At 46.8% G+C, this 17,188-nt stretch carries 19 protein-coding genes; 3 read left to right on the plus strand and 16 right to left on the minus strand.

Going from position 1 to position 17,188, the window contains the following annotated elements:
* From cyoC to HP570_RS09955, 4 genes are all read right to left on the minus strand, one after another.
* A complete protein-coding gene (gene cyoC / locus HP570_RS09940; protein WP_012684922.1) occupies positions 1-609 on the minus strand; it encodes a cytochrome o ubiquinol oxidase subunit III in 609 nt (202 codons plus the stop codon).
* 2 nt (positions 610-611) lie between these two features.
* Entirely contained in the window at positions 612-2,582 is a 1,971-nt protein-coding gene (locus tag HP570_RS09945) for a cbb3-type cytochrome c oxidase subunit I (RefSeq protein ID WP_173625618.1), read from the minus strand.
* A gap of 23 nt (positions 2,583-2,605) precedes the next feature.
* Positions 2,606-3,601, minus strand: coding sequence for a cytochrome aa3 quinol oxidase subunit II (qoxA, locus tag HP570_RS09950; protein WP_173625619.1), 996 nt, complete (start codon positions 3,599-3,601; stop codon positions 2,606-2,608).
* A 507-nt stretch (positions 3,602-4,108) separates the two neighbouring features.
* A complete protein-coding gene (locus HP570_RS09955) occupies positions 4,109-4,321 on the minus strand; it encodes a hypothetical protein (RefSeq protein WP_041749283.1) in 213 nt (70 codons plus the stop codon).
* 266 nt (positions 4,322-4,587) lie between these two features.
* Between HP570_RS09955 and HP570_RS09960 the strand changes: the two genes are divergently transcribed.
* Together HP570_RS09960 and HP570_RS09965 are read left to right on the plus strand one after the other, a co-directional pair.
* Positions 4,588-6,216 (plus strand): ATP-binding protein, encoded by a 1,629-nt coding sequence (locus tag HP570_RS09960; RefSeq protein WP_254495161.1) that lies wholly within the window; start codon positions 4,588-4,590, stop codon positions 6,214-6,216.
* Positions 6,209-6,928, plus strand: coding sequence for a response regulator (locus HP570_RS09965; protein WP_173606116.1), 720 nt, complete (start codon positions 6,209-6,211; stop codon positions 6,926-6,928). The genes HP570_RS09960 and HP570_RS09965 overlap by 8 nt, the downstream gene beginning before the upstream one ends.
* A 29-nt stretch (positions 6,929-6,957) precedes the next feature.
* On the opposite strand, the gene HP570_RS09970 is transcribed toward HP570_RS09965, so the two are convergent.
* The 11 genes from HP570_RS09970 to HP570_RS10020 form a co-directional block, all read right to left on the minus strand.
* The gene (locus tag HP570_RS09970; RefSeq protein WP_173606115.1) at positions 6,958-7,926 is read right to left on the minus strand and encodes an EamA family transporter; all 969 of its coding nucleotides are present in this window, start codon (positions 7,924-7,926) and stop codon (positions 6,958-6,960) included.
* 19 nt (positions 7,927-7,945) lie between these two features.
* Positions 7,946-8,398, minus strand: coding sequence for an Lrp/AsnC family transcriptional regulator (locus HP570_RS09975; protein WP_173625621.1), 453 nt, complete (start codon positions 8,396-8,398; stop codon positions 7,946-7,948).
* 235 nt (positions 8,399-8,633) lie between these two features.
* Positions 8,634-9,416: a class I SAM-dependent methyltransferase gene (locus tag HP570_RS09980; protein ID WP_173625622.1), complete on the minus strand. Its 783-nt coding sequence runs from the start codon at positions 9,414-9,416 to the stop codon at positions 8,634-8,636.
* 12 nt (positions 9,417-9,428) lie between these two features.
* Positions 9,429-10,952, minus strand: a complete 1,524-nt coding sequence (locus HP570_RS09985; RefSeq protein WP_012684914.1) for a tripartite tricarboxylate transporter permease — start codon at positions 10,950-10,952, stop codon at positions 9,429-9,431.
* Positions 10,953-10,964: 12 nt separating this feature from the next.
* Positions 10,965-11,426, minus strand: a complete 462-nt coding sequence (locus HP570_RS09990; RefSeq protein WP_173625623.1) for a tripartite tricarboxylate transporter TctB family protein — start codon at positions 11,424-11,426, stop codon at positions 10,965-10,967.
* A gap of 81 nt (positions 11,427-11,507) precedes the next feature.
* Positions 11,508-12,542, minus strand: a complete 1,035-nt coding sequence (locus tag HP570_RS09995) for a Bug family tripartite tricarboxylate transporter substrate binding protein (protein WP_142495243.1) — start codon at positions 12,540-12,542, stop codon at positions 11,508-11,510.
* 201 nt (positions 12,543-12,743) lie between these two features.
* Positions 12,744-13,811 (minus strand): AbrB family transcriptional regulator, encoded by a 1,068-nt coding sequence (locus HP570_RS10000; protein ID WP_173625624.1) that lies wholly within the window; start codon positions 13,809-13,811, stop codon positions 12,744-12,746.
* 182 nt (positions 13,812-13,993) lie between these two features.
* Positions 13,994-14,866 carry a LysR family transcriptional regulator gene (locus tag HP570_RS10005; RefSeq protein ID WP_173625625.1) on the minus strand — a complete coding sequence of 291 codons (873 nt, stop codon included), beginning with the start codon at positions 14,864-14,866 and terminating at the stop codon, positions 13,994-13,996.
* 2 nt (positions 14,867-14,868) lie between these two features.
* Positions 14,869-15,570 (minus strand): TerC family protein, encoded by a 702-nt coding sequence (locus HP570_RS10010; protein ID WP_173625626.1) that lies wholly within the window; start codon positions 15,568-15,570, stop codon positions 14,869-14,871.
* 123 nt (positions 15,571-15,693) lie between these two features.
* Positions 15,694-15,990, minus strand: coding sequence for a hypothetical protein (locus HP570_RS10015; RefSeq protein WP_007722285.1), 297 nt, complete (start codon positions 15,988-15,990; stop codon positions 15,694-15,696).
* A gap of 38 nt (positions 15,991-16,028) precedes the next feature.
* Positions 16,029-16,250 (minus strand): hypothetical protein, encoded by a 222-nt coding sequence (locus HP570_RS10020; protein WP_173606107.1) that lies wholly within the window; start codon positions 16,248-16,250, stop codon positions 16,029-16,031.
* Between the two features lie 159 nt (positions 16,251-16,409).
* On the opposite strand from HP570_RS10020, the gene HP570_RS10025 reads away from it, so the two are divergent.
* Positions 16,410-16,679: a hypothetical protein gene (locus HP570_RS10025; protein ID WP_173625627.1), complete on the plus strand. Its 270-nt coding sequence runs from the start codon at positions 16,410-16,412 to the stop codon at positions 16,677-16,679.
* Between the two features lie 61 nt (positions 16,680-16,740).
* Here the strand turns inward: HP570_RS10025 and HP570_RS10030 are convergent, their stop codons facing one another.
* Positions 16,741-17,082 carry a GRAM domain-containing protein gene (locus HP570_RS10030; RefSeq protein ID WP_173625628.1) on the minus strand — a complete coding sequence of 114 codons (342 nt, stop codon included), beginning with the start codon at positions 17,080-17,082 and terminating at the stop codon, positions 16,741-16,743.
* Between the last annotated feature and the right edge of the window lie 106 nt (positions 17,083-17,188).

The following is a 17,188-nucleotide window of genomic DNA, read 5'->3' on the forward strand; positions in this document are numbered from 1 at the left end:
TTACATCACCCCCATCAAGTAAACGACTGTGAAGAGGAAGATCCACACAACGTCAAGGAAGTGCCAGTACAAGCTAAAGTTGGTAATTTTGCGGCGAGTAACCGCAGAGATTCCACGACGCTTCAGCTGGATCATCAACGCAGTCATCCAGAACAGACCAACCGTTACGTGCACTCCGTGTGTACCAACCAGTGTGTAGAAAGCGGACCAGTAGCCGCTAGTCGCCATGGTTGCGCCTTCGCTCATCAAGTGCATAAACTCAGTGACTTCCAACACTACGAAAGACAGTCCCAAAAGACCAGTTACAGCCAGCCAACCAATCAGCTGCTTAACATTGCCTTTGTTCATCGCCAGAACAGCGAGACCGCTGGTAAAGCTACTTGTCAACAAGATAAAGGTTGAAGCAATAACGCCTGGCAGCTGGAACAATTCCTGTCCAGTTGGTCCACCAGCAAAGCTATTCATCATTACCGCATAGGTTGCAAACAATGTACCGAACAACACGCAGTCTGTTACAACGAAAATCCAAAAACCGAGAACCTTAAGTTGCTCATGCTCTTCATGATGGTCGTGGTCGTGGCCGTGACCATGGTCATGATTCGTAGCCATCGTTACACCACCCTCCCCAGTGAAGCCTCAGTGCGACGCACATCCTCCACCGGTACGTAATAATCCGTGTCGTATTGGAAGGAGCGTGCCCACATGCATGCGAATACGCCAATGAATCCAATAACGGCCATCCAAACCCATCCAAATGTGAAACCAAAACCTACCAGGAACCAGAAGTTCGCCATGATAAACGGAATTCCAGAGTTCTTCGGCATGTGAATCGGCTCCAGTTTGGCCGGTTGTTCTTTATAGGTGCCATTTGCTTTTGCTTCTTTCGTTGCCCACCAGTCATCCATTTCTTTCACTTGTGGAACAACAGCAAAGTTGTAGAACGGTGCAGGTGATGGAATCGACCACTCCAGTGTACGACCATTCCATGGATCGCCTGTCGTGTCGCGCTCACCATGCTTGATGCTGTAAGCGATTTGCCATACTTGGAAGATGAAACCGATACCCATCATGAATGCCCCAACAGTGGATACCAGGTTCAGGTCTGCCCAACCGCGATCCCAACCGTACGTGTAGTAACGGCGAGTCATACCCATGAAACCGAGCGCGTATTGCGGCATAAAGCACACGTAGAAACCAATATTCCAGAACCAGAAGCCCCATTTGCCCAGTTTCTCGTCGAGCTTGAAACCGAACAGTTTTGGCCACCAGTAGTAAATACCAGCCAGGTAACCGAACACTACCCCACCGATCAATACTTGGTGGAAGTGGGCAACCAGGAAGTAACTGTTGTGATACTGATAGTCTGCCGGAGCTACTGCCAGCATTACCCCTGTCGCTCCACCAATTACGAAGCAAGGGATAAAGGCAATGGTCCACAGCATTGGTTGTTTAAAGGATATCCGACCACGGTACATTGTAAACAGCCAGTTAAAGACCTTAACCCCGGTCGGGATACCAACAATCATCGTTGATATCGCAAAGAAGGCGATAACACTTGCGCTCGTACCCATTGTGAAGAAGTGGTGAGCCCATGTAAAGAACGATACAACGGCAATGATCATCATCGCCCAAACCATTGATTTGTAGCCGAAAATCTTTTTACGTGAGAACGTAGCCACGATTTCAGAGAAAATACCGAAAGCTGGTACTACTACGATATATACCTCAGGGTGACCCCACATCCAGATGAGGTTGAGGTACATCATCGGATTACCGCCGCCGTCCATTGTGAAGAAATGGGCACCTGCGAAACGGTCAAGGAACAACAGAGCCAATGTTACAGTCAAAATTGGGAAAGCGAAGATAATCATAATGCAGCTGGACAATACGGACCAGCTAAACAATGGCATTTTGGAAAGCTTCATGCCAGGTGCACGCATTTTGAGAATCGTTACGATAAAGTTAATCCCTGTCGCCAAACTACCGATACCGGAGATTTGAATCCCCCAAATATAGAAGTTCTGACCTGGTCCAGGGCTAAAATCATTTTGTGACAGTGGTGGGTAAGACAACCAACCAGCGTCTGGGGAGCCCCCGATTACGAACGAAAGGTTGAACAGCATCGCACCGAGCATAAACAGCCAGAAGCTGAGTGCGTTCAAGAACGGATACGCTACATCTCGAGCACCGAGTTGAAGCGGTACTACCATGTTAAACAAGGCAAACATCATCGGCATCGCCATGAACAAAATCATGATCGTACCGTGAGTCGTAAAGATGGCATTATAGTGATCCGAGTGCAGGAATTCTACGTTCGGGAATGCCAGCTGCACGCGCATCAGCAGGGCGTCAACCCCACCGCGGAACAGCATCAGAAGCGATGCGATCAAATACATAATACCAATACGCTTATGGTCAACTGTAGTCAGCCATTCGCGCCACAGCCAACCCCATTTTTTATACTTAGTCAGAACGAATACGATCGCAACCATGGTCAGTACAATCGATACGTCCGCACCGTAAATCAGTGGGTCACCTGTTACAAAGAACGTGGATGCAAAATCCTTAATGTTCTCCCACACGTGGTATTCCTCCTCCCTCTCGCCTAGTGGTTCATACTGGAATGATTCATTCCAGGCATGTTGTGCGATTCAGTCTTATGCTGCATATGCTGCATATTTAGCGAAGTCTCACTAGAAGACTTGTCACCTGCGGGCGCAGGGTTTTTCTCCATCACATAGTCCATATCGTGACCATGACCATATTTCGCAACGATCTCTTCAAACATACCTTTTGGGAATGCAGAGTACGTAAACTTGTCTGTCACGCCAGGCTTGCGAAGCTCTTCATAATCTGCCTTCGTCATAGCTGGAGTCGTACCTTTTACTTCTTTTACCCATTTATCGAACTCATCTTTTGGTTTTGCCACTACATCGAACTGCATTTTGGCGAAACCTTCACCTGAGAAGTTGGAGCTAAATCCAGCGAATGTACCTGGTTCATCTGCTTGCAGATAAAGTTCGGTAGCCATTCCCGCCATCGCATAAATCTGTCCACCCAATTCTGGAACCCAGAAAGAGTTCATCGGTGCGTCAGCAGATACCTGGAAGCGAATCGGTACGCCTGCTGGAATTTCCAGATGGTTAACAGTTGCGATATTTTGTTCTGGATACGTAAACATCCATTTCCAGTCCAAAGCCGTAACCTGAATGGTCATAGGGGCAACTTCTTTATTCGGGTTCTCTTTTAACACATAAACATCACGGACAGTAAAGTAACCCAGCAATGCAACGATAACGATAGGAATAATCCACCAAATTACCTCTAGGGTTGTACTGTGTGCCCACTCCGGCTTGTAACTTGCTTTATTGCCCGGTGTATCCCGATAGCGGTATACAATGAAAGCGGTAAGCGCAATAACCGGAACGATAATGACAGCGACCAATATCGTGGAAATAATAATGAGATTGTACTGCGTTTCTGCTACAGGTCCTTTTGGATTCAAGACGAGGTATTCGCTACCACAGCCTGTCAGCAGAACGGTGCCCAACACTGCCAAGATCCAAAACTGGATATGCCTCAGCATTTTTCCTCCGCTCATTCTCCTAATCCCTCCTAGTCACAAACAACGAGCATGTAATACTTTGGATGTCGATAGTGCAGTCACTCTCTATGGAGAGGTCTCGAACGAGGTTTTGGAAAACCTTCTTTCTTCAACGTGCATTCACACGTTTCGAGAGTTCCTCACAATAGGTTTTTCAACACAAGTGAACTTCACTATTTGCCGCATATACATACTATCAGAGTCTGCGAGATTTTGTACTCGTTTTTAACGACGTTCAATATTTCGTAGCTTTTCTGTTACAAAGTGTTCACATTGCAGTCACGAGTTGATCATATTCTTGTTAGGATTCCCCTCTAATGATTCCCGCCACCCATTTTTGGTCATTACACCCAATTCTAATTGTCAAGATTTCTTTTTCACTTTTAATAAAAAAACAAAAAAACCGCCAGCTTATTTCGCTGACGGCAAATTTCCGTATAAATAAAAAACCTCTCATTATTAATGAAGAAAATGAGAGGTACTATGGGACTATTTTTAACTAACTTAGGCGTCAGTTCTTTTTAGTGTCATCAAGCGAAACACCGTGCTCATAATGAAGATATTCATGCCAGCGATCAAAAATCCGATCGACACCATCAACGGCAAGTTCTCCGATCTGAAATCGCTTGCAGTGAAAGCCATAATAACAGCACCGACGAATAATACTGTCCAAGCCATCCATCTTAACACATCTGCTGCTTTTCGATCGTTATTCATAACACAAAACCCCTATCATCATAGATTTTTTGCGTGACCGTTTCTGTTTTATGCTCTTATTGTAACATAATATTCACTTGTTGTTCATATTTTGTTCATTTTTTTATAAAAAATTTGTCAAAACTTTTTTCATAAACCTATTGGCTATCGTATTGTTACAAATTTACTTTGTGTCACAAATGTGAAAGCGTTATTGTTATAATGAATACAGTAAACGTTTTCATACATGTATAGCATCTTGATCTGTCATCGAAGGTGGTTTGCCCATGGTTCATACTCCAAAAAAAGCCCGCATCAGCCTCTTGACCCAAATGGTTCTGCTCATTTCCATCGTTGTCCTGATCAGCATGGGGATAGGAACTGCCTTATTTTCCTTCATATTAGATGACATTTTGGATCGCTATATCGGGCAGCAAGCCATGACGGTCGCCAAGCTATCTGCCATGAACGAACGCATCATTGCAGCCTTTGAGACCGATCATCCTTCCATGGTGATTCAACCGATAGCCGAAACCATTCGGAAGGAAACGGGCGCCAGCTATGTTGTGATTGGAAACAAGGACGGTATTCGGTACTCTCACTACGACCCAAAGCAGATTGGATTACCGATGGGAACAAGCAATGACCCCGTCTTTTTAGAAAACCGCTCTGTCATTTATCGGGGAACAGGCATTTCTGGTCCAGCCATCAAAGCGAAAACACCGATCGTCAACAAGAAAGGCGAAACAATCGGAGTCTCCTCTGTCGGCTATGTCATGAGTGATGTAGAGAAAAAGGTCGCGGAATACAAGGAAAGGGTCGTCACCTTATCTCTAGTGCTGCTGGTTATCGGAATTATTGGTGCGATTATTATTGCCAGACGAGTCAAGCGGTTGATCTTTGGTCTGGAGCCAGAGGAAATCTCATTTTTGTTTACGGAAAAAGCAGCTATTCTTGAATCGATTCGCGATGCTACGGTAGCAGTCGATATGCAAGGGCGTGTCGTCTCGATGAATAAACGCGCGCGTTCCCTCCTCCAAGAGGATTTGACCGTCGGGAAATCGATCGCTAGCCCGCAATTGCGCGACATCATTCATTCTGTCAATCGAAATACGCAAGAAATGAACTACAAAATTTTGCTGGGGCACGAGATTTTTATAACCGACTACTCTCCTATTTTGAGCAACAATGAAATCAGAGGCGTGGTCTTCACATTTCGTCCAGAGTCCGAAATCGAGCAACTCACTGAAGAAATTACGAAGATCAGTTCCTTTTCGGACAATATGCGTGCACAAAATCACGAATATTTAAATCGTTTGAACACCATTTACGGTCTCCTCAAGCTAAAGGAGTACGACAAAGCAATCGAACTCATCACCGATGAAGTAAAGGAACGGCAGGATATTCTCGCCTTCATTATGAGTTCAGTCAAAGAGCCCTTCATCGCTGCTTGTCTGCTAGGGAAAATCAATCGCTCCAAAGAACTGAAGGTATTACTCGAAATTGATCCGGACAGCTATTTGGGAAATGTACCTGACAGCTTGGATACAAAGGTATTGGTCACTATTCTCGGCAATTTGATCGACAACGCGATGGAAGCTGCACTCGAATACAAAGGCACTGACGCATTGGTTCACGTATCCTTCACTGATTTAGGCGGCGATATCATTTTTGACATCGAAGATAATGGACATGGGGTATCAAAAGAATTGGAGCCCCGCATCTTTGAAAGCGGTGTCACTACGAAATCAGGTGAAAATCGAGGACTCGGTTTGGCTATTGTGAAAAATGCCATCGAGCTATTAGAGGGGCAAATCTCACTCGGAAAAAGTGATCTAGGCGGAGCGCGTTTCACCGTTGTCGTCCCCAAGAAATGGGACAAAGCAAGTAGTGAGGAGGCAATCCACAATGTCTGAGAAACTTATTACCGTCATGATCGTGGAAGATGACGAAATTGCAGCTAGAATCTATGAACAATTCACAAGTAAACTGGAAGGATTCCAGATTATTGCCACGGCCACGACTGGAAAACAGGCACTGGAGATGCTTCACGTCGTTACGCCAGATGTGCTGCTTTTGGACATTTATTTGCCGGATATGAACGGGATTGACTTGTTGCGTGAAGTACGGAAGCATTTTCGCGGGATCGATGTCGTTATGATCACAGCCGCAAACGATGTGGAAACGGTGAGAGAAGCGATACGTGGCGGTGCATACAGCTACATCATCAAGCCGATCATGATCGATAAATTCATGTCTACCTTGGAGCAATATGCAAATACGAGACATCAGCTGCAGCAGCATACAACCATTGATCAAACAGCGGTGGACAAGCTGTTCACGAAAGCCGCACACACTCCTGCTGTCAAAACCGTTGGAACGGTCACCTCGCTCCCGAAAGGCATCGACAAGCTGACATTAAAGCTGATCCGGGACAAGATGCAGGAGACCACCCAAAGCATGAATGCCGATGATCTGGCTGCACTGGCTGGCATGAGCCATTCAACCGTGCGCAGATACCTCGAATTTCTCGTCTCTATTAATGAAGTAACTGTCGAGACGTTCTATGGAACCGTCGGACGTCCGGAAAGAAAATACCGCTGGGTTCCACAAAAGACAACCAAATAAAGCCTGATGGCAAAAAGAAGAGGGAAGCTTCATTTATGAACCTGAAGCTTCCCTTTTTCTTTTCTTGCTACCGTTTGTGTCGCACCTGGACTCTTCTTTTCCCGAAACATCGTGATGATGGCAACAGCTGCGATGATCATGACAGCAGCAATCAAGGTTTGGCTTGTCAATTGTTCATCAGCGATCAGCCAGCCTAGAAATACTGCGACAATCGGGTTCACATAAGCGTACGTGGAGACCAGGGAAGGCTCTGCATTTTTTAAAAGCCAAATGTATGCTGTGTAGGCGACAATGGAACCAAATCCAACTAAATAGCCAAAAGCAATCCAGGAACGCAGGGTGATCTCCGATAGGTGCAGCTTCGTCCAATCGTCGAGAAACAGCGAAGTGATCCCCAGCAAACTCCCTCCGATGATCATTTGCAAGGCTGTCGCCATTACCGGTGATGCAGGGAGCTTTGCATTTCGCGAATACAACGATCCCACTGCCCAACTGATTGAGGCAAACAGGAGCGCAAAGATTCCGACGGTATCGATCCCTTGATTGCCTGAGCTCTCGGGATGGACAACCAGCACTGCGATCCCCGCCAAGCCAAACAGGATTCCTCCCATGACTCCAACTGTTGGCTTCTTCTTGCTGCCACCGACCCAGTTGAAAACGAGAATCCATAATGGAACGGTAGCGATCAGCAAGGACGCGATTGCTGACGGTACCTTGAGTTGCGCCCATGCAACTACACCGTTACCTCCGAGAAGCAACAACGCCCCAACAATTCCGGCCCCTCTCCATTCTGCTGCACTGGGCAACTCTGCCCCTTTCCAACGCCCGATCAAAAACAGGATCGATCCCGCCAGAAAAAATCGCGCCCCCGCCATAATAAAAGGTGGCATCGATTCAATGGCGATCTTCATTCCGAGATAAGTGCCTCCCCAAAACAGGTAGACCGCTAGCAACGCAATCGTAACGCCAAATAATTTCGAATCTTTTTTTCCTGTCATTGTGTTTCCACCTTGGTTGTCAAATTTCTTTCCGGCCATCCTCGTAGATCGTCGACAAGATGAAAGTCGTAGAAGTTTCCAGTATTTCGTCATACTGGACCATTTCATCGATCAGATTGGTGATATCTTCTGGTGCCGTTGCACGTACTTTTAGCATCATGCACCACTCTCCCGCGAGCCGCTGGCATTCAATGATGGTCACGTTCGGTACCTGAACGCTCATAATCTTTGCAGTGATTTCTTTGAAGTCCTGACATCTTGCTTTGACGAAAATCAATACCTTCAGCCTTTGCTCTAATTTTCTCCAGTCAATGATGCCACGGTATCCCTTGATCACACCATTTTTTTCAAGCTTGGCAACCCGTTGGTGAACAGCCGGCCGCGAGATGTGCAACAGCTTGCTGATTTCCTCATGAGATATCCTTCCGTTTTCCTCGAGCAATTGAACAATTTTCAGGTCAACCTCATCCATCACATACCTCCTGTGGTTATAGTAGCATATTTTCCTTCATATAGACTATTTGTACTCTATATTGTCCGAATTCAAACGAATAGTAAATACAGAGTAAGATATCCCAAAAAAATCATGCCAAAAACCGTCGTGAAAGCACCCTACTCATTACGAATCGTTACTTAGGTACCCACACAAAAAAGAACAAGCCCCCGCTTAATTGTAAGCGGGGACCAGCTTAAAAGCATCGTCCTTATCATTCTGGTTTCTCAAACAATGCCATCCACTCATCAACTTGGATGGAAACGACTTGCTCTCCAACTTTTTCAACCGCGAAGTAGGCTTGGATTTCTTTATCCGCACTTGCGATATGCGCGGTTACTTGCTCAACCTGCTCCTCAGTCTCAGTCGTACGTCTGACCCAAGTCGCATACGGGAACGTCTTCTTACGGATGCGCGAATGACTCTCCACCAGCCCCTCTTGCTCGATCCACCTTACCCATTCGGAGCGTGAGTAGCTTCGTACATGACTATGATCCCGAAGTTTCTCCAGCGTATTCACAAATTGGTCGAGCTTTTCATCCTCTGCTGCGATATTGTCGATCAGCACGAATTTTCCACCCGGTTTCAGAACACGCGCCACTTCTTTTACAAACGACTCCGGGTTCGGGAAGTGATGAGCCGCGATTCTGCACCCGACTGCATCAAAGGATTCACTCAAAAACGGAAGTGCCTCCGCATCCGCAACCACATAAAAGACATTGCTTGTGTGAGATTTCAGATGGTTTCGCGCCGCTGCAAGCATCGGCTGTGTCAAATCAGTCGCAAAGACATGACCGACAAGTGGAGCGATTGCCTTGGTAAGATGACCGCCACCCGTTGCCACATCGAGAAACACCCATTCCGGCGATGGATTCAGCCAAGGCGTGAGGAGAGCGAGATCCTCTCCCGTAGCATGCGTCTGGCTATTCACATACTTTTCAGCATTCGAGCCGAACTGCTGTTTGACTTCCTCTTTGATCCTTTTGTCATCGCGCATGAGAATCACCCCCTATTCTTCGTTCACAATTACTTTCTTCCCTCTCATTTTCATGATCAAGGGAACGGTGATCCAGAGAACCGCAATGATGAGGAACACCAGCGATACTGGCTTTTCAATAAAGATAGAAAAATCACCATTGGACGTCGTCAGCGCTCGTCGTAAATTGTTTTCAATCATCGGACCCAAGACCAAGCCAAGAACGAGTGGAGCCATTGGAAAATCGTTTTTCGCCAAAAAGTAACCCACGAGTCCACAGAGCAGCAACAAGACCAGATCAAAAACAGAGACACGGACCGCGTATACACCAAACACCGAAATAGCAACGATCATCGGGATCAAATATTTCGGCGGTGTCTCAATCAGCTTTGCAAACACCTTTACGAGCGGCATATTGAGGATCAAGAGCATCACGTTTCCGATGAACATACTCGCGATCAAGCCCCAAGCAATGGTCGGATGATCCTCAAATAAGAGCGGACCTGGCTGCACGTTGTACATAATCAGTGCGCCCATCAATACCGCTGTCGTCCCTGTACCCGGAATCCCCAAGGTCAAAAGTGGAATCATCGCCCCGCCAGATGCTGCGTTGTTTGCCGACTCTGGAGCCGCTACCCCAGCAATTGCTCCTTTGCCGAATTTTTCAGGCGTTTTACTGATTTTCTTTTCCAGCAAATAAGCGAGGAAGGATGCCAGTGTTGCACCAGAACCAGGAACAATTCCTTTAAAGAATCCAACCAGTGATCCACGAAGAATCGGTCCAGCACTTTCCTTCAAGTCTTCCTTGGTCGGTATGATTCGGGAGATTTTGGCGATCTCCCCCTCATTCACATCCCGTTCGAGGATCGTCTTGAACACTTCGCCAAGCGCAAATACTCCTACGGCGATCGTCAAAAATTCCAAACCGGAATAAAGCTCAGGCATATCAAAGGTAAAACGCGCCACACCAGATACATTGTCCAGCCCGATCGTCGCGATCAATAAGCCAAAAACCGTCATCATCAATGCTTTGGTCACAGACTTGCCTGCCAGCCCGCTCAGAGCACATAATCCCAGGATCATCAGCGAAAACTCATCTGCCGGACTTAGCTTGAGCGCTACTTCAGAGAGTGGCTCTGCCAAAAATACCAGACCGATAAGCGAGACAAGTCCTGCAAAAAATGAACCAATCGCAGCGATGGAGAGAGCAACTCCGGCTCTTCCCTGCTTCGCCATCGGGTATCCGTCCAGAACGGTAACGACAGAAGATGACTCACCCGGTGTATTCAACAAAATCGAAGTGGTAGAGCCGCCGTACATCGCCCCGTAGTAAACCCCTGCTAACAAAATAATGGCGCTGGTAGCCGCTGCTTCTGGTGGCAGTCCACTCGTCAACGAGGCTGTCACCGGAATCAACAAGGCCACGCCGCTGATTGGCCCAATTCCTGGCAATACCCCAACTACTGTCCCGATCAAGACGCCGACAAACGCAAAGATGATATTTTGCCATTGCAGGGCAGTGGCAAATCCGTTTAGCAAATAATCAAATGCACTCATTTCATCCACCTCCTACAAGCCTAACCATGTTGGTAAACCGGGCAATGTGCCATCGAGAACTTCCACGTACAACAAGTAGACACCGAACGAAAACGCACCGGAAATGATTACGCTGTTGAGCCACTTCCCTTTCTGCATTGTCTGGAACCCAACCAAAAGGAACAGGAAGGTACTGATCACGTAGCCGATTTCCTCCAAAAGCAATACGTACAATAATGCCCCGACCAGAATGATGAGGAACCGTTTGTAATCGAGCTTTTCCTTCTCTTTCTTGCCCTCTTGCTTGTATGTAAATGTCTCATAAAACAATCGCAGGCTGAGCAGGATCAGAAGACTTCCGAGTCCCATCGGAAAAATGTTTGGCCCTACATGGCTGCCGTAAGCACTCGCCGAGATGTTTTGGCTCCCGACCACAAAGGCTACGCCCAACACGAGAAAAATCAGACTGGCGAAGCGGTCAAATGTTTTGCTCACGTATGTTCCCTCCTGTTCGTACCAGAATCCAGAATGAAGGAGGAGAAGAATCGCTCCTTCTCCATCCCCCAGCAACCCTTTTTATTTCGCCATTCCGAGCAAGCCAAGGATTTCCTTGAACATTTTTTCTTGCTCACCCAGGTAGCTCTTGAAGTCTGCACCGTTTTTGTAGCCATCGTCCCAGCCGTTTGCTTCCAGCTCTGCTTTCCACTCAGGAGTCTCTGTCATCGCTTTCAATTTTTGCTCCCAGTAAGCAACAGCATCTGGCGTCATATCTTTTGGCCCAAATACACCGCGCCAGTTGATCAGCTCCGTGTCATAACCGGATTCTTTGTACGTCGGGATATCCTTGAACATTCCTTTCAAGCGCTCAGGGGAAGAAACACCCAGAATTCTGACCTTGCCGGATTTCAAGTATTCACCCGAACCGGATACATCTGTTGCCAGTACGTCAGCATTGCCACCCAAGAGAGAGGCGATCGCTTCCCCGCCGCCATCGTAAGAGATGTATTTCACTGATTTCGGATCAATTCCCGCTTTAACAGCTGGCATCAAGAAGGTCAAGTGATCAAGCGAGCCAGGAGCAGAACCGCCTGCAACCGTTACTTTGGTTGGATCAGCTTTGATTGCATCTAGTAACGATTTCAGATCCTTGTATGGAGAATCGGCTGCTACGACAATCGCGCCGTAATCTTTCGTCAATTGTGCCAACGGAGTCATATCCTTGTAGGAATGCGGGCTGTTTCCTTCTTTTTTCACATTGTTAATGACGATTGGTGTAGAGGGTAGCAGGAGCTTATAGTTGTTTTTCTTGTCCTGCGTTACGAAATCAGCCAAGCCTACTGCCTGTCCGCCACCTGGCTTGTTTTCGACCGAAATGGTCTTGTCTACCAGCTTCGTTGCTGACATCACCTTTGCGAGGGAACGCGCTGTTTTATCCAAGCCTCCGCCTGCGCCCGATGGTGCGATAACCGAGATAGGCTTTTCCGGGTAGGTAGAAGCTCCTCCCGAGGAAGCCGTCTGCCCACCGCCGCCTCCACAGGCTGCGAGGCTAAGTGCCATTGCCGTAGTGAGGAGTACTCCGCTCCACTTTGTCCATTTGTTTGATTTTTTCATCCTTATGACCCCCTCTGTTGATAGCGTTTTCAATTAAGGTAAGGAGATCATAGCATCCGATGAAAACGCTTCCTAGTTTATTCAGATAATTTGGATAAACACCATATTTACGATTATTTTCATTCTTTTCACGCCAAAAAGACCTGCCGTTCCGATCTGGGAACGTGCAGGCCTTGCCATATATTTGACTGTAAAACTACGTCAGGCGCTGGTCTCCTTTGGCTGTTTGATCCTGCTGTGGTAGTTGGTCCATGCACGTGCGCCGAAGGAAAACAGTGTAAGGACAAGGACCAAGCGAAACAGATGAAACGCCGTCACTAGGAGCGGATCGGCTCCTGTCGCCAAGGCAGTCAAGCTCATTTCGGCAAGTCCACCTGGCACCGTAGCCAGAATCGTTGTCACGATATCAGTTGCAGTGACGTAAGAAATGCCAATGGCAAGCACAATTACCATGACGAACAAGAACAAGGAATGCATGAGACCAAACAGAAAGAATCGGCGGTTTTTCACGATGTCCTCTCGTTTGAAGCCAAGACCGATGCTGACCCCGATGAATATTTGGGCCCCTTGGACCAAGATGCTTGGCAACGCAGGACTCTCTCCCACAAGCGATGTATTCATCGAAATCAAAGCGGTCACGAGCAAGGCACCTAGCAAGAACGGAGCGGGTATATAACAGCGTGACGCAATCAGTGCTCCAATGAGACCAGCCACTAGGATCATGACTGTCTGCCCAATCCTCAGCACGTGTTCTGTCGTAGCAATCTGTATGGCAGCATGCGTAGGTAGAAATGCCACGAGATAAGGGGTACAAAGCACGACGCTGATCGCACGGATCGAGTGAAAAATCGTAATGACTTGTTGATTTCCCCCCGCCATTTGCCCCACCGACACCATTTCCGATAATCCACCGGGAATATTGCTGAATATCGCCGTTATCCCGTCTACTCTGCAAATCTTATAAAAGATCCACGCGTTCACCAAACTGATCAAGATGGTCAAAATCGTGGTGATAAGCATCAAACCGACGTGCCCCGTCATCGTATCGACGATTTCAGATGTCATTCGCAGACCAAGGGTAATCCCGATCACTGTCAATCCTGCTTGACGAAACCAGCGGGGAATCCAAAGATTTTTGACCCCAAGCATATTACAGATAACTGTCGTAACTAGCGCTCCGAGTAGCCAAGGAAGTGGACTGTGAATGGTAGCAAACAGCAAGCCTCCCAATGATCCGAGCAGCAATGTAAACAGAATGCGTAGCAGCATAAGCGTTCCCTCTCCTACTATCCGACGTTGTATGAAGCTTCTAGGGTGGGGGTACACCTAGTGTAAATCAATTGTTCTCGCAGAAAAAATACAAAATGGTTATCGTTAGCGATTCCTTGTGTGAATAATAAAAAACTGCTGGCTCCCCTTCAGGGAATTCCCAGCAGTTCCTTTTTCCTAGCTTAATCGATGAATGCAATCTCACCCTGCTCTATGAAGTGCACAAATGCCTTGACCATTTGCAATTCCATCGAGTCGGCATGATAAAACATCCAGGTACTCCGCTTGATCGGCTCTCCCTCAGCTGTGGTCAGCTCAATCATGTGCAGATCGTCTTTGCCATTCAGCACGCCTCGTGGAAGGATGGCGTACCCCAAACCGTTTGCTACCATTTCACTGCATGTATCCGCCTTGTCGACCTCCATGCCGATCAACGGCGGTTGGGAAAATCGTTCCGTCCACCAGCTGTCCACTAATGCCAGTAGCATGGGATCCGTCTCATAGTCGATTCGCGGCAGAGTGGGCAGGTCGTCGATCTGAATGGGTTCCGTGGAAACGACATAGACCGATTCCTCGAACAATAAGTGCTTTTGGTCGGACCAGTTGTAGCTTCCCCGGACGAAGCCTACGTGCACGTCCTGATTATACACGGACTTGTAGACGTCTTTGCTCCATCCGGTCATTACCTTGTACTCGACGTTTGGATAGGCTTCCTTGAACTTTTTCAAGATCATCGGGAGCTTGTACCGTGCAAAATAGTTGGAAACCCCCAGCCGGAGCGTACCATTGACCTCGCCGCCCATGTTCAAGACATGCTCCTTGATATTGCGCAGTCTGAGGAGCATTTCATCTGCACATTTGGCCAAGTACTCGCCTTGAGGAGTGAAATGAACGCCTCTACTCCCCCGTTGCACGATCTGTACGCCAAATTCTTTCTCAATCTGCCGCAGTCTTTTCGTCAGCGCAGGCTGGGACAAATACAAGCTTTCGGCTGTCTTTGTAATGTTTTGTTCCTGGTACAAGGTTTGGAGAATGTACCAATCGCGATATTCCATAGCTATAGTGTCTCCGCATGGTTATTTGTCACTTCTTTATTTAACGCATTTTTCTCCTTCCTTTTCAAATAGTTTCCAATCACAATGACTAGAAGTGCCAATGCTACTGGCAATATCATATGCAGCGAAGGCATTACCCCCTCCAGGAAGCTGCCAACTGCTTTGTCTCCTACAATCATTTCTCCTGCTGTATATCCGAGCAAAGCCGCCCCCAATAATACGATGATGGGAAAACGGTTCATCAGCTTCATCAGTAACTGGCTTCCCCAAATGATGAGCGGAATGCTGATGGTAAGACCGATGATAACCAAAACCAGGTTCCCGTTCGCTGCCCCAGCTACGGCGATGACATTGTCCAGACTCATAATCAGATCGGCAAAAATAATGGTTTTGAGTGCCTCAACAAAACTCGCTCCCCCACCTATGTGACTGTCCTCATCTTCACCTTTTAACAGCTTGACCGCAATCCAGATGAGCAAAAGCCCTCCGACGACTTGGACAAACGGAATATTCAACAGCCAGATAGCAATGAAGGTCAGGATGATCCGAAGTCCGATTGCACCGAAGCTCCCCCAAAAAGTAGCTTTCTTCTGCAGTTCTGGACTCAGGTTGCGACAGGCAAGAGCAATCACGACTGCATTGTCTCCGCTCAAGACCAGGTTGATCATAATAATTTGAAGTAAGCTAAGTAAGTAATCTGTCATGATGTCTCCTCCAAAATTTCTGATACTGACAATAATAGACCTATCTTTTCATTCGTGCAGTATTATTTCTATTATTTGCATATATTTTTTTGGAATAGAAAAAACCTGTCATTCGAAGACAGGCTACTTCTTGTATCCATACACAGAATAATCCGCCCGCACTTTTCGAATCGCTAGCCAAACCGGCAATCCTCTCGCTACCCAACGCAGGGCGGACATAATATTTTGTTCATTTTCAAACTGCTCGACAATGATGACGGTCTTTTCATTGATGTACGTCTGTAGCTCCTCCCACCCCATTGCTGAATAGCGATCATTTCCGTACGTTTTCAACGCCAAAAAGTCTTCGCGTTTTGGGTCCTTCAGTTGGAGGAGATGCTGAATGGCTCTCGCGCATTCGGGATGAATGGTATTATTCATGATGTCATGCCTCACTTTGGTACGGAGATGATTTTATGTTAAACGATTGCAGCAGGCTTCGCACGCAAATAAAAAAGGCCATCATCACTTTGGTAGGATAACGACCTTTTGTGCTTCTGTTGATTCAGTTTTTCTGCTCTCGTCTTCGTCGTCCGTTGTCTCATGTCAGCGAATGCAAAGATGCTTCTGTTGAGCTCTGGGTTTCTTTTGCCTTCACGAGCCAGTTTTTCCCGCTGCTTGCGTGCTACGCTTTTTGCCATTGTCTTTCACTCCTTTTTTACGTTGAATACCGTCCTTGGTGTTATCATAGAACGCTTCCTGCGTTGTTGCAACGAAAATAGTAAAATTGCCTACAACTCTTGTCCACTCCTTTTTCTCTCCCATGAATAGGATAGATTGACAGGAGGTGTTGAGACTCGATGAAAAACAAAAGAATCACCGCGAGTCGCGTGGAAAACCAAGTGTATTCCAATCGAGTTCTGCGCTCTGAATTCGACCGCAACTGGCGTACGATAATCTCCAGAAGTGGTTACGTTATTTATATTGCAAAAACGAATCGGGCAAAAGTCACTGTCCTGCTCTCAGATGGATCTAGGAAATTGCTCATCTTCAGACAAGGTGGAAGAGTATTGGTTGGCGGTGGGGGTACCAGTCATTATAGCAAACCACACATTGCAAGAAATTTATAAAATGTGGGAAACGCCCTGCTCAGTATTACTTGTGGCAGGGCGCTTTTCATTGAACGGATCACTACCTCGTCTTAATAATCACCGTCATTTTTTGCTTCATTTTTGTATCTTGAATCATTCCAATGATCTCCGCCCGTTTCCATACAACAAATTTATGCTCTTGCCCGTTATGCATCTTGATTTTCATTCCATTAGGGATCACGAATAGCGTATTCCACTTTTCAACAGCCGTAATATCATTCAAGTGCAATTCGAGAGGTTGTGTTTGATTATTGTGACTGTGTGGTTGAAAATAGAGTCTTTCACTCGTAATCGTTAACTTCCCACCTACTCCTTCCCTTCCTCTGAATAGGTTTGCCGCTATATTCTCTTGCACGATCGATTCGTTTCGCTTGAGTTTCATTGCTTCCTTTTCCCCTCCGACATGCGATTCCGTTTTTACACAAATGATTAGATATTATATTACCATAATTAGGAACACACGTGACCACATCTATATAGCAAAGCGC

The sequence above is a fragment of the Brevibacillus sp. RS1.1 genome (assembly GCF_013284365.1).
GTDB classification, from domain to species: Bacteria; Bacillota; Bacilli; order Brevibacillales; family Brevibacillaceae; genus Brevibacillus; species Brevibacillus brevis_D.